The sequence below is a fragment of the Ruegeria sp. BF12 genome, assembly GCF_056538705.1.
This window is the reverse complement of sequence record NZ_JBQFTP010000004.1, coordinates 23421-37285: the sequence shown is the minus strand read 5'-3', so window position 1 is coordinate 37285 and position 13865 is coordinate 23421. Positions and strand designations below refer to the sequence as shown.

Below are 13865 nucleotides of genomic sequence, written 5' to 3'. Positions count from 1 at the left end.
CTCAGCCCCTCATCGCCTTGCCCTGCGGGTCATAGGGCGACGGTGCAATCACCCGCGCAGTACGTTCGACACCGACCACATGGACCGAGAGTTCCGTCCCCGGCTCGGCCTTGTCGCGATTGACCAGCGCCATTGCCAGAGATTTTCCGGTGTAGTGGCCATACCCGCCAGAAGTCACAAAGCCGACGCGATCCTCACCCGACCACACAGGTTCATATCCGCTGGCGTCTGCATCGACGGCGTCCACCTCAAGCGTGACCTGGACCTGCGCCGGGCCATTTCCATCACGCTCGGCGACTGCAGCCTCTTTGCCGACAAAGTCCTTGTCCCAGTCGATCCAGCGATCCATCCCGGTCATGCCCGGCGTATAAAGCTGCGTGAATTCCGCCGACCAGATGCCAAAACTCTTCTCAAGCCGGGTCGAGAGCATCGCGTTGAAACCGCACTCACGAATACCCTCATCAGCACCCGCCTCCAGCAGCATCCGGCGCAGTTTGATGTGGTCGCCATAGCGGCAGTTGATCTCGTATCCCTTCTCGCCCGTGACGGACATCCGGGCGACACGCGCGCGGACCAAGCCAATGTCGAAATCACCGCAGCCCATGAATTTGAGGCCCGAAATGTCCTGCTCTGCCAGTTTCTCGACCACGGCCTGCGATTTCGGTCCGACAACGGCGAACCCGCAGTATTCCTCGCCCAGATCGCGGACGTTGACGCCATCGATCATGTGATCATCGAACCACCGTATATGCCAGGCGCGCAGGTAGTAGCTGCCCATGATCCACCAGGTGCCATCGCCCCAATTCAGAACGGTCAGGTCTCCCTTGAGGCGTCCGTTTTCACCCAGCATGGGGGCCAGTTTCGCCCGCCCCGGCGCGGGCAGTTTCGACGCCATGACCTTGTCCAGCCAGATTTCGGCGTTGGGGCCAGAAACCTCGAACCGCGAAAAGCCTGAGATATCCAGCAGACCAGCGCCTTCACGTATCACCCTGCATTCCTCGGCCACGATGTCATGCGCGTTCGAGCGTTTCAGCGTCGGGGTCTCTTCAAACCCTTTCGGCGCGAAGTAGAGCGGGACTTCCAAATCCCAGCTGACGCCCCATTTGCAGCCCGCCTCGGTCATCGCATCATGCGCCGGGGCCATTTTCAATGGGCGGCCTGCGGGCAGTTGTTCGTTCGGATAAGTCATCACGAAACGGCGCGAGTAGAACTGGCCTGTGGTTTCGCGGATGTAGCGCTTGTTTTGCGCGAAGTTGCCATAGCGCGCAACGTCCATCGGCCAAGCGTCGGCTTCGGGCTCGCCATGGATCATCCATTCGGCCAGCGTTTTGCCAACGCCGCCCCCTTGCAGGAACCCGGCCATCACCGCACAGGCCGACCAATAACCGCGCTTGCCCGGCACCGGACCGACCAGAGGGTTCCCATCCGGAGAAAAGGTGAACGCGCCGTTGACCCATGTCTTGATCCCGACATTCTGGATCGACGGATAGCGTTCAAAGCCCAGCGTCAGTTCATTTTCGATCCGGTCGAGCTGTTCCTGAAACAGCTCCTCACCATAATTCCACGGCGCGCCGTCCATGGCCCAGTGTTCGTGATCGACCTCATAGATGCCGACCAGAACACCTTTCTGGTCCTGCCGCATATAGGTGAACCCTTCGAGGTCGACGGTCATCGGCATCTCGAAATCTGCCGCTGCGACCTCGGGCACCGCGTCTGTGATCAAATAGTGGTGCTTGAGTGGCGAAACCGGTAGTTCGACGCCAGCCATACGCCCAACCTGCTTGGCCCAAAGGCCCGCAGCGTTAACCACATGCTCGCAAGTGATCGTGCCTTTGTCGGTGACAACCTGCCAGCCATCATCAGTCTGGATCAGTTCCTCGACTTTGGTTTCCTCATAATACTCAGCGCCGCGCTTCTTGGCGGCCGTTGCGTAGGCCTGCACGGTGCCGGTTGTGTCGATGTAGCCCTCACGATCGGCCCACATCGCGCCCAGCACGCCATCGGTCGACATGATCGGGCAGCGTCTCTGTGCCTCTTCAGGGGTCAGCAGTTCACAGTCGTCGATCCCGATGGACTGGAAGATGCGATAATTGGCCTGCAGCCATTCCCACCGTTCCGGCGTGCCGGCCAGCGTCAAGCCACCAGTCATGTGCAAACCGATATTTTGGCCGGATTCCTTTTCGATCTCGCTGAGCAGGTCGATCGTGTAGGCCTGCAGTGACGCCATGTTCGGGTCAGCGTTCAACGCATGAATACCGCCAGCCGCGTGCCATGATGATCCCGACGCCAAACGCCGCCGCTCCAACATAACCACATCCGACCAGCCAAACTTGGCCAGGTGATAAAGAACCGAGGCGCCCACGACGCCGCCCCCGATGACCACTACGCGATACTGAGACTTCATCCTGCGCTCCCCTGCATGACTCGCACAGGACGCTAGACGCACTGTTCACTTCTGTCTAGACATTTCTGTACAGTTCTATGCGTACAAAAAATGCGACATCAAAAAGGCCGCGATCAGAGTTGCGCGCTGGGGCGGGAAGCGACCTTTTCAAACCACGCCAGAGTGGCCGCGTTTTCCTGTGGAATCCGCATCTTAATCACGCGGGCAAAGTCCACGAAGACAAATGTAGAAATGTCCGCCAAAGTGAAATCAGAGCCCGCGACATAGGGGCTTTCGGCCAGCCTGTTTTCGAGCATAGAGAAGAAATGACCAACGCGTGCGGACCCGCGCTGCGCCAATTCCGGAATTTGGGCATGATTCACCGGACCGGGAATCGCCCTGTCAGCAAAGGCGGGATGCGTGTTGCGCAAGGTCTCGGCCACAGGCGCGCCGCCTTGTTGTTCGACAATGCTGTTCCACATCAGAACCTGCCCTTTTTCGTCGGGTGTACGCCCCATCAAAGGCGGCTCGGGGAAGCGGGCCTCAAGATAAGCCGCAATCCCAAGGTTCTCGGTCAGCATGGTGCCCTCGTCCGTCATCAGGACCGGGACTGTCGCATTCGGGTTGACGGCGCGAAATTCGTCGCTGAGTTGCTCACCCTTGCTGATCGAGATTTCGCGGGTTTCGATCTCAAGACCCTTTTCCGCAATGAACATGCGTGCCCGGCGCGGATTGGGGGCGGTGGAGCAATCGTAAAACAGCATCGGGATTTCCTGGTCGGTTAGCGACGATAGATGAAACAGCGCCCTTCCACAGCCCCGTCAGGCAAGGGAAGCTCGGTCAAAGTGTCGAAATACATCCGGTCGCTGGACACCATCAAACCGCCCTCGGCCAAAAGCGGCTCGATCAGCGGTGAGACGAAGCGAGCGAAGTCATCGTTCTTTTTTCGGTCATGGCCGCCAAGGTCCGCGTGAATCAGAGTGGCGGTCGCTCCGAAACGGTCCAGCGAAGCCGGTAGCGTTTCGCGCACATCCCCCAATATCACCTTGTCCTCGGGCGGTGTGGAATCCGGATGAGACGCCACTGCACGCTCGAACACGTAGACCGGACGGTCGTCAATATACTGCGCCATGTGGTGGTACGTGCGTCCATTGCCCAGCCCCAGTTCGAACACCGGTCCGGGCATTCCTTTTGTCTGGGCAATGGCGAAATCCAGACAGGCCCGTTGGGACACCATGCGGTCGATGAACAGATCCAGGCGGCTTTGCTTGTCTGGCACGGGGAAATCTCTCCTTGATATCTGTCAGCTTAAATATTGGGGCCGACACCGCACGTGATGACAAATCTTCAAGGATTTGTGTAGGTAATTTGGCCTGAGTTTCACATTTTCGCGACAATTCGGCCCAAGAACGGGTTTGACTAGACCGCCCCAACCGCGCGAAACTGCGACAAAAAACACAGGGAGTTGAAAACGCCGATGCCGACCTACGGACGAACGGGTGGAAAACCCGCATGACTGCGTTGTTGTCCGTCAGAGACCTCAGCATTGGTTTTGGTGCTGGCGACTCGGTTGTTAAAGGTGTCAGCTTTGACGTCGAGGCCGGGCAAACGCTTGCTTTGGTCGGTGAATCCGGATCAGGAAAAACCATCTCATGCCGGGCCGCATTACGCATCCTGCCGCGTGCGGCACAGATTCGTAGCGGAACGATTACTCTGAACGATTCGAAGGGCTTCGAAGATCTGACCAAGATCAGCGAACGCCAGATGCGCGATATTCGCGGCAACCGCGTTTCGATGATCTTTCAGGAGCCCATGCGCTCGTTGTCCCCTCTGCACAAGATCGGCAATCAGGTCAGTGAAGTGTTGTGGTTACACCGCGGCGCATCCGAGGCACAGGCCCGCAAAGAAGTCCTGACCCAGTTCGAACGCGTAGGCTTTCCCGATCCTCAGCGCGCCTATGATTCTTATCCCTTCGAGATGTCCGGCGGCATGCGTCAGCGCGCCATGATCGCGATGGCGATGGTGTCCAAGCCGGAATTGCTGATCGCGGATGAGCCGACAACCGCTTTGGACGTAACGACACAGGCGCAGGTGCTGGGTCTAATCAAGGAGTTGCAGCGCGAGACAGGAATGGCCCTTATTCTTGTGACGCACGACCTTGGTGTTGTTGCCAACATGGCCGAGCAGGTTGTCGTCATGCACAAGGGCCGTGTCATGGAATCCGGGGCGGCCGCGCCGATCCTGAGCGCCCCCGCCCACCCCTATACACAACAGCTTTTCAATGCGGCCCCGGCAATCCCCGATGAGGAATCGGTCGGACTGCCAATGCCGGACGAAGACCTCATTTTGGAGATGAAGGGGGTTTCAAAGACCTACACCATGCGGTCCAGCAGAGGCTGGCAGGGCGACAAACTGATCCATGCCTGCAGAGGAGTGGATCTGAAACTGGCGCGTGGAAAGACGCTGGCGATCGTCGGCGAAAGCGGATCGGGCAAAACGACGGCCGCGCGCATCGCCCTTGGTGCTGAAATGCCTGATCCGGGCGGTGAAGTGCTGTTTCGCACCTCACCCAGCGAAGATCCGATTACCGTCCATCACATGAGCCGCGCCCAGCGCACCGCCTTTCAGCGCAAGGCACAGATGGTGTTTCAGGACCCGTACAGCTCGCTCAGCCCGCGAATGCGTATTCAGGACGCCCTGACCGAACCGTTGGAGATTCACTCAATAGGTTCCGTTGCCGAGCAACGAGACAAAGCAATCGAGATGTTGCGGCGCGTCGGGCTGAATGCGGACATGCTCAAGCGCTATCCCCACGCCTTTTCCGGCGGGCAGCGTCAGCGTCTGTCGATTGCGCGTGCGATGATGCTGGACCCGCAATTGATTGTCTGTGACGAGCCGACCTCGGCGCTGGATGTATCGGTTCAGGAACAGATCCTGACATTGCTGGAAAATCTGCAGGACAGGTTGAACCTGTCCTATCTGTTTATCTCGCACGACCTCGCGGTCGTGGCGCGCATTGCGGACGAAGTTGCCGTGATGCGGCGTGGGCTTGTCGTCGAACAGGCCCCGCCGGAAACGCTGTTCTATAACCCCCGCCACCCCTACACCAAGGCGCTGATTGCCGCTCAGCCGGAACCCGACATCAACCGGCCCATCGACCTGAAACTGGTTGCTTTGGGCGCAGGTTCACCAGACAGTTGGGATGACGCCTTCCGATTTACCGACTCCGTGGTACCTTCACTGGTAGAGATGGAGCCCGGCCATAAGGTACGATGCCATGTTTAAGACCACTCGCCCCATGTTCCTGGCCGCCGCAATGGCCGCCTGGATGCTGCCCGCAAATGCAGAAACACCAACGCCGCAGGAAAGCGAATTCTGGGCAACTGAGGTAAATGCCGGAAACCTGCCCCCGGTTGCGGAACGCCTGCCTGTTGAACCGTTGGTCGTAGACTTGGCCGCCAAGGGGCGTGAATTCGGAACGCCGGGTGGCACCCTGCGAACCATGGTGACCCGGTCGAAAGACATCAGGCAGATGGTTGTATACGGATACTCGCGGCTGGTTGGGTTTAACGAAGACTATGAGATCGTACCCGACCTGCTGGACTCGTTCGAAAACGAGAACAACCGCAAATTCACCCTGCATCTGCGCGAAGGCCACAAGTGGTCCGATGGATCGCCCTTCACATCGGAAGATTTCCGCTATTGGTGGGAGAACGTCGCAAACAACGAATTGCTCAGCCCCTCGGGCCCGCCTGATTTTCTGATCGTCGAAGGCAAAACGCCCACCGTAACATTCCCGGACGAAACCACCGTTGTTTATGAGTGGGAAGATCCAAACCCGGACTTTCTGCAATCTCTGGCGCAGGCCCGACCGCCGTTCATCTACCGCCCGGCGGCCTTTCTGAAACAGTATCACAAAGACTTCGCGGATGCCGATGAACTGGCCTTTCAGGTCGAGGACGCCCGCGTCAAAAGCTGGGCCGCGCTGCACAACAAACTGGATAACCTGTACAAGTTCGACAACCACGAATTACCGACGCTGCAGCCGTGGCTGAATGCCAGCTCGGGCAAGAAAATCCGCCACAATTTCGTGCGCAACCCGTACTACCACCGGATCGACTCCAATGGTATTCAGTTGCCTTATATCGACGTGGTCGAGATGGAGATCGTCGCCCCTGGTCTGGTCGCGGCAAAAGCCAACGCAGGTGAAACCGATCTGCAGGGACGTGGACTGGCGTTCCGTGACGCTTCGATCCTGAAAAAGGGCGAGGCAGGCGGAAACTACAAGACCTTGCTGTGGAAAACCGGCGTTGCATCCCAAATCGCGATCTATCCGAACCTGAATTTTGCCGATGACGGTTGGCGCGAGGTTCTGCGCGATGTCCGCGTACGCCGCGCGCTTTCCCTGGCCATCGACCGCAAGACGATCAACCAGGCGCTCTATTTCAAGCTGGCCCAACCCGGCGCGATGTCTGTTTTGCCGGCGTCACCGTTTTACAGCGAGGAAAATGCGCAGGCCTGGGCGCAGTACGATATCAAAATGGCCAACGCGCTGCTGGATGAAGCAGGCCTGACCGAGCGCAACAAGAACGGCATTCGCCTGCTGCCGGACGGTCGCCCGATGGAACTGATTGTGGAAACCGCCGGTGAACGGCAAGAGGTCGAAAACGCCTTGCAGATCGTTACCGATACGTGGCGCGAGATCGGCGTGGACCTTGTCATGCGGCCGTTGGACCGTGATATCCTGCGCAACCGTGTCTTCGCGGGGAACACAATGGCTTCTGTCTGGTTCGGCTGGGATGACGGCATTCCGCAGCCGCACACGTCCCCGGCCTATCTGGCGCCGACGGATCAGGTGTTTCTGGCCTGGCCAAAATGGGGACAATACTATCAGACCAGTGGCGACGTCGGAGAAGCCCCCGACATGCCGGAAGCCGAGCGCTTGATGCAGCTGGCGCATGATTGGGAAGTCGCGACAACAGACGACGAGCGCAAGGCAATTTGGACCGAGATGTTGAACATTCACGCCGATCAGCTTTATGCCATTGGCATTCTGAACGGCGCACCGCAGCCAATCGTAGTCTCCAACCGTCTGCGCAATGTCCCGGAACAAGCCATGTGGGCGTGGGAGCCCGGCGCGCATTTCGGCATTCACCGTCCCGACGAATTCTTTTTCGCCGACTAAGCAGGAGCAGCTAAATGGTCATGCTGCGCTATGCGGTGTATCGCTTTTTTACGATGCTTCTGACTTTGCTGGTGGTGTCGGTGCTGATCTTCGTGATCATCAACCTTCCACCCGGTGATTATCTGAGCAACCAGATCGCCGAATTGCAGGCGTCGGGCCAGTCGGCCGGTGTGGCGAAGGCCGAATTCCTGCGGGCAGAATATGCGCTGGACCGCCCGATATGGGAACAATACCTGATCTGGGTGGGCTTCTGGCCGGGACCACACGGCTTCGAAGGTCTGTTGCAAGGCAACTATGGTTGGTCCTTTGAATTCGACCGACCCGTGGCCGAAATCGTTGGCGATACGCTGTGGCTGACCGTCGTGGTCAACTTGGCCGCTATCCTGTTCGTCTACGCTGTGGCCCTGCCCCTAGGTGTCATCGCCGCAGCGCGTTCGCGGACGTGGATCGACTATACCTCGGCCTTCGTCGGTTACCTCGGCCTTGCGACACCAAACTTTCTGCTGGCGCTGATCCTGTTCTATTACGGTCACCGCTATTTCAACCTGCCCATCGGCGGTCTGATGGATCCGTCCTTCGAAGGCCAGCCGATGAGCTGGGAAAAGATGAAATCTATTCTCGTCCACCTGATCGTGCCAACCTTTGTCATAGGTACATCCGGCGCTTCGGCCATGATGCAGCGCTTGCGTGCGAACATGCTGGATGAGTTGGGTAAACCTTACGTCGAGACAGCAATCGCCAAAGGGATGTCCCCGTCGCGGATGCTGACAAAGTACCCGCTACGCGTGGCGTTCAACCCCTTTGTGGCCGATATCGGCAACCTGCTGCCGTCGATGGTGTCGGGGTCGGTTCTGGTGTCGGTCGTTCTGGGCCTGCAGACCATCGGCCCGACCCTGCTGACTGCCCTGAAAACACAGGACCAGTTCCTGTCTGCCTTCATTTTGATGTTCGTGGCCCTGCTGACCCTGATCGGCACGATGATTTCTGACATCCTGCTGGTCATGCTCGACCCGCGTATTCGGTATGAGGGGCGCGAAGCATGACCAAACATCCCGACGGTCGCTTTGTTGACGACGCCCCATTTGACCCGGATGCATCCCTTCAACAATTGGAGCGTGCCGATCTGGACGCACCGAACTGGGTGCTGGTCTGGCGCAAGTTCCGGACGCACAAGCTGGGCCTGATCTCAGGCATCTTCCTTCTGTTCTGTTATCTGATGCTTCCCTTCGCAGGTTTCATCGCACCCTACGGTCCGAATGAACGGAACGGTGAGCATCTGTATGCTCCGCCCCAAAGCGTCAACTGGTTCCACGATGGCAAATTCTTCGGCCCCCATGTCTATCCGATTGTGGCCGAAGCTGACCTGGAAACCTTTCAGTGGAAATTCGTTCCGGACACCGAAGACCCACGCCCAATCCGGTTTTTCTGCGAAGGCGCAGAGTATAAGCTGGCGGGTCTGATTAGGTCTGACACCCACTTGTTCTGCGCACCTGAAGGCGCAACGCTGTTCCTCTGGGGGTCGGATCGACTGGGCCGTGACGTGTTCAGCCGGATCCTCTACGGCGCGCAGCTATCCCTAACCGTCGGCCTGATCGGGATTTCGGTTTCCTTCTTCCTCGGCATTCTGTTCGGCTCGATTGCCGGGTACTTCGGCGGCAAGATCGACTGGGTCATCAACCGCGTGATCGAAATCCTGCGCTCTCTGCCAGAACTGCCGCTCTGGCTGGCGTTGTCCGCTGCGGTCCCGTCGAACTGGAGCCCGGTCGCGGTGTTCTTCATCATCTCGATCATCCTCGGGATTCTTGACTGGCCGGGTCTTGCCCGTTCCGTACGCGCAAAATTTCTGTCCCTGCGGGAAGAGGAGTACGTCCGCGCCGCTGAAATGATGGGAGCCAGCTCTGGTCGGGTGATCCGCAAACACCTGTTGCCCAACTTCATGTCGCACCTGATCGCTTCGGCGACGCTGTCGATACCCGCAATGATCCTTGGGGAAACCGCACTCAGTTTCCTTGGCCTCGGGCTACGGGCGCCAGCGGTCAGCTGGGGCGTGATGTTGAACGACGCGCAGAACCTCGCTTCGATCGAGATCTATCCGTGGACGGCGATCCCGATGTTGCCGATCATCATCGTCGTGCTGGCCTTCAACTTCCTCGGCGACGGGTTGCGCGACAGTCTGGACCCGTATCAGCAATGACCCTGCTTTCGGCCCTTCCCGCATCGGACAGCTATCGCACGATCGGCACGGGAGCTCGACCCAGCGTCTATGCTGTTTCCGAGCTTGCGACCGCCAGTTTCGGCGCGGTAGGTCAGGAACTGGCACGACTTGTGACCGCATTAAACCTTGCCCCCGACGCACCCCAGATCACCGTCGACCACCGGTTGGCCTCGCTCTGGTACGGGTTTTCATTCAAACCCGATGGTTGGGAGATGCCCAGCCTCTGGGACGCCGTTGCTGGCGATTATCAGGTCTCGAACGGGTGGATCAGATTGCACACCAACCTGCCCCGCCACCGCGCGGCTGCGCTCAAGGTGCTAGGGGTCGAGGCGGATCGCACCGCTGTATCCAAGGCGCTGCGGACGTGGTCCGCAAGCGAACTCGAAGCCGCAATCGTCGCCGAGGGCGGCGTAGCTGCGGCCATGCGCAGCCGAGCTGAGTGGTTGGACCATCCTCAGGGGCGGGCCGTTTCCCGCGATCCGTTGATCGGCTGGCAGAGCCCGCGTCAGATCACTCTACGTGACCGGCCCGAGGCCACCGCCAAACGCCCATTGGCAGGCTTGCGGGTTCTCGACCTCACCCGCGTTCTGGCAGGGCCGGTGTCGACCCGCACATTGGCCGGATTTGGGGCCGAAGTTCTGCGCGTCGACCCACCCGGATGGGACGAGCCCGGGGTCATTCCGGATATCTCATTAGGCAAAACCTGCGCTTATCTCGATCTGAAATCTCCTTCGGGCCTCGAGAAACTTCAGGATCTGCTGTCTCAGGCGGATGTTTTCGTCCATGGCTATCGCCCTGGCGCTTTGGATGCGTTGGGTTTGACAAAGGCCAAGCGGGATGAGCTTGCACCAAACCGGGTTGAGGTCACTCTCAACGCTTATGGGTGGCAAGGACCTTGGTCGACACGGCGCGGGTTCGACAGTCTCGTTCAAATGAGTGCCGGTATCGCAGATGCTGGCCGTGACTGGGCCAATGCCGACAAGCCCACGCCGTTACCGGTCCAGGCGCTGGATCATGCAACGGGGTATCTGATGGCCGCCGCTACGCTGTCGGCCATGGCTGAGGCAGCCTCTGGAAACCCGATCATGTCGGGGCAGCTCTCACTGGCTCGTACGGCCGAATTATTGGCCGTTCTTAGCAAGTCCGACAAGGAAGAACCCATCACAAACGCCGCGCCATCCGACTACGCCACAACGCCCGAGGCGTCTGGATGGGGACCCGGTCACCGCCTGAAACCGGCGCTCACCGTCGGAACTGCTAACATGTCCTGGGACCTGCCTGCGTCAAAGCTTGGCACGTCATCTGCGGTCTGGTCCTCGATGACCACCTGAACCGACCGCCGCGCGGAACGCGCGGCCCGGCCCAACGCTTTGGGCGGCGTCTCGTCAGAGACGCAGCTCAAAGGGGCGGGAGCACCGGTCAGCGGTCATCCCCGCCAGGGCCGATATCGTCCAGATAGTCTTCATCTATCGCAGCCTGCACCGCACCGGTTACCGCTTCGCGCTGTTTCGGCGTCAGATCCTCAGCCTCCTTGCCATCAGCAAGGCGCACAGTGACTTCGCGGTGCGCGAACTTGATACCTTCACGGGCAAACAACTCGCGGATGTCCTGATAGACCTTCTTGCGTACCAACCACTGATCTCCCGGTTTGGTCATGAACTTGACCCGGATGATCATTGCGGAATCCTGCATCTCGATCACGCCCTGAGACTTCAGCGGTTGAATGAAGTTGTCACCGATCACAGGATCGCTCAGCAGTTCCTGTCCCAGTTTCTTGATAAGCTTGCGCACCTTCTCGACGTCGGTGTCGTAGGTCACACGCAATGGCAGTTTCATGATGACCCAGTCGCGAGAGTAGTTGGTCAGGACCTTGATCTCACCAAACGGAATGGTGTTCAGCGCGCCCAGATGGTGGCGCAGTTGGAACGACCGGACCGAGATCTTTTCGACCGTCCCTTTCACGTCGCCGATGTCGATATACTCGCCCTTTCGGAATGCGTCATCCATCAGGAAAAACGCCCCCGAGAAGATGTCTCTCACCAGGGTCTGAGAACCAAAACCCACCGCCAGACCGACAACGCCGGCACCCGCGAATAGCGGACTAACATTGATGCCCAGCTCCATCAGTGCAATCAGGACGATCGTCACAACCACCACTGCCAGAATGGCTCCGCGGAACAAGGGCAACAGCGTCGCAAGGCGGCTCTGCCCGCCTTCCCCGCCTTCATCGCCCAGCTCGGCCTCACCCCCACCGTCGTCAATTTCCTGAGCGATCTTCGAGTCGATCCAGATGCGGAAGAAATGGAACAGGATATACCCAATGAACAGGATCACCATTACATCCAGCGCACGCTCGATCGGCAGATCCTCACTCCAGCTGGCATCCGGGTTCCAGATCACCACCAGCGCATACAGCCCGACGACAAAAGCCAGAATACCAGCAACTCGACGCGCCAGATCTTCGTAAGTCAGGATCGAGTGCTTTCTCATTTCAGACTGCGGTGTCTCAATCACCTCAGCTTCTGCTTCTGCCTCGTCTGTTTCGGCGTTCAGTTCTTCAAGCTGGCGATTTCGGTCGAAGTACCGCTCGAGCAGATAGTTCATGGCACCATAGGCAATGACGACCGACATGAAGATCGCATAGCTGCTGGCCACGATCGGGATCGAGTTTTGGTTTTCCAAAACCAGATCCACGGCAAGCTTGAACCAGCTGAACACCATGTACACGATCAACGCCGGTGCCCACGCAAACGAAATGAACCTAAGTATCCAAGACACCTGATCCGGCGCCCGGCCACCGCGAATGGCGTTCGAAATGGCACGCGCGTTGAACAGGATCATAAGGACATTGCCGACCGCACCAAACATGGTCAGGCTGCCATAGACCATCGCGTAGACGTTGTAGTTCAGCCCAAAATCCGCAACCCAGGTCGCAAAAAGCACCACGGTAATGTCATAGGTCGCCAGCGCCGAGGCCCAGCGATACAAGCGCTTTGCGTCACGGTCCGAAAACGGCGGCAAGCGGTATTGGCTGAGATAGGGGGACAGGACCATCCGCCAAAGGTCTGACACGGTGCGCGACAGGAAAAACGCCGTGAAAATAGCCGTGACAGTAAACTGGATCGAAATGTCCTCGGCCTCGCCGAAGAACAGAAATCCGACGATCAGCGCCATCAACATTGCAAAGATCGTGGCTCCGATCCCCATAAGAAACCGGAAGACCAGAAACGGCATCTTTTCCCGATAACCCTGTGGATCTTCCTTGGATCGGGCAACAACAATGCCTTTTGCGATCCGCTTGCCATAGATCTCGATCGACAACCATCGGCCGATCAGCAGAAACAAGACGTTCCAGAACAGGACCTCGACATAAGTTTGTATCCGGCCGTCCGGGCTGGTTTGGCGCAGGATGTATTGGACCTCAAAGATCGAATAGGGCAAAGCCTCGAGCCTTGAATTCATCGACTCTCGGAACTTCGAGAACCGTTCCTGCGCCTTCATAAGCTGGGACCCGTCGCCCATCGGGTCTTGTGACTCAGGTCCGGCAGCAGCCGTGTTTTGTCCGCCTGACGAAACGATCTGGCCGGTGCTGTCTATGACGATCACACTGGCCCCGGCTTCGGTCGCCGAACGGATCGCCGCAGCCAGATCACCTTCGTCGGGTGTTGCACTGCTGGAGTCCGTACCCGAGGTATACCCAGGAATAAGCGAGGTCTGCGCCGCAGCCCCGGTGACAATTGTCAGGGTAAAGGACCAGATTATAAGCGTTAATCCGGCCAGCAATGTGCGTGTCATCGGGTATTTTTCCAATTCGTCTTTCGCCACACAGGTTATAGAAGCCGGCTGGTGGGTTCAAATAATCAACCCCTGCCTTCTCGATATCGTGTCAAGCCGTGTTCCTGAGACCATGCTATGAATAGAAGTGTTTTCAACCCGGCAAAAACTGAATATGACCGATCCGGCGCAGGCTGCGTGGCGGACGAGTTGACATTTTGATGTAAAACAGAGCGGGCACTCGAACCGGGCTGGTAAAATGTCACCAATTCGCAATGAAAGCCGGGAATGACTGGTTACACCGGTGA

9 protein-coding genes are annotated in these 13865 nt (G+C 58.4%); 5 read left to right on the top strand and 4 right to left on the bottom strand.

Features of this window, described 5'->3' with window-relative positions:
• Window position 1: 1 nt before the first annotated feature.
• The 3 genes from ACR0J0_RS08510 to ACR0J0_RS08500 form a co-directional block, all read right to left on the bottom strand.
• Window positions 2-2404 carry a GcvT family protein gene (locus ACR0J0_RS08510; protein WP_480662963.1) on the bottom strand — a complete coding sequence of 801 codons (2403 nt, stop codon included), beginning with the start codon at window positions 2402-2404 and terminating at the stop codon, window positions 2-4.
• Between the two features lie 113 nt (window positions 2405-2517).
• Window positions 2518-3147 carry a glutathione S-transferase family protein gene (locus tag ACR0J0_RS08505; RefSeq protein WP_480662961.1) on the bottom strand — a complete coding sequence of 210 codons (630 nt, stop codon included), beginning with the start codon at window positions 3145-3147 and terminating at the stop codon, window positions 2518-2520.
• Window positions 3148-3164: 17 nt separating this feature from the next.
• Window positions 3165-3662, bottom strand: a complete 498-nt coding sequence (locus tag ACR0J0_RS08500) for a class I SAM-dependent methyltransferase (RefSeq protein WP_480662959.1) — start codon at window positions 3660-3662, stop codon at window positions 3165-3167.
• Window positions 3663-3895: 233 nt separating this feature from the next.
• Here ACR0J0_RS08500 and ACR0J0_RS08495 point away from each other — a divergent pair, with 233 nt between their 5' ends.
• From ACR0J0_RS08495 to ACR0J0_RS08475, 5 genes are read left to right on the top strand one after another with little or no spacing between them, the layout of a single operon-like run.
• Entirely contained in the window at window positions 3896-5668 is a 1773-nt protein-coding gene (locus ACR0J0_RS08495; protein ID WP_480662957.1) for an ABC transporter ATP-binding protein, read from the top strand.
• Complete coding sequence (locus tag ACR0J0_RS08490; protein ID WP_480662955.1) at window positions 5661-7568, top strand: ABC transporter substrate-binding protein; 1908 nt, start codon at window positions 5661-5663, stop codon at window positions 7566-7568. Before ACR0J0_RS08495 ends, ACR0J0_RS08490 begins: the two co-directional genes overlap by 8 nt.
• A gap of 14 nt (window positions 7569-7582) precedes the next feature.
• Window positions 7583-8611: an ABC transporter permease gene (locus ACR0J0_RS08485; protein WP_480662954.1), complete on the top strand. Its 1029-nt coding sequence runs from the start codon at window positions 7583-7585 to the stop codon at window positions 8609-8611.
• Window positions 8608-9762 (top strand): ABC transporter permease, encoded by a 1155-nt coding sequence (locus ACR0J0_RS08480; RefSeq protein ID WP_480662952.1) that lies wholly within the window; start codon window positions 8608-8610, stop codon window positions 9760-9762. The genes ACR0J0_RS08485 and ACR0J0_RS08480 overlap by 4 nt, the downstream gene beginning before the upstream one ends.
• Window positions 9759-11114, top strand: a complete 1356-nt coding sequence (locus ACR0J0_RS08475; RefSeq protein ID WP_480662950.1) for a CoA transferase — start codon at window positions 9759-9761, stop codon at window positions 11112-11114. The genes ACR0J0_RS08480 and ACR0J0_RS08475 overlap by 4 nt, the downstream gene beginning before the upstream one ends.
• 88 nt (window positions 11115-11202) lie before the next feature.
• Here the strand turns inward: ACR0J0_RS08475 and ACR0J0_RS08470 are convergent, their stop codons facing one another.
• A complete protein-coding gene (locus tag ACR0J0_RS08470; RefSeq protein WP_480662948.1) occupies window positions 11203-13578 on the bottom strand; it encodes a mechanosensitive ion channel domain-containing protein in 2376 nt (791 codons plus the stop codon).
• Between the last annotated feature and the right edge of the window lie 287 nt (window positions 13579-13865).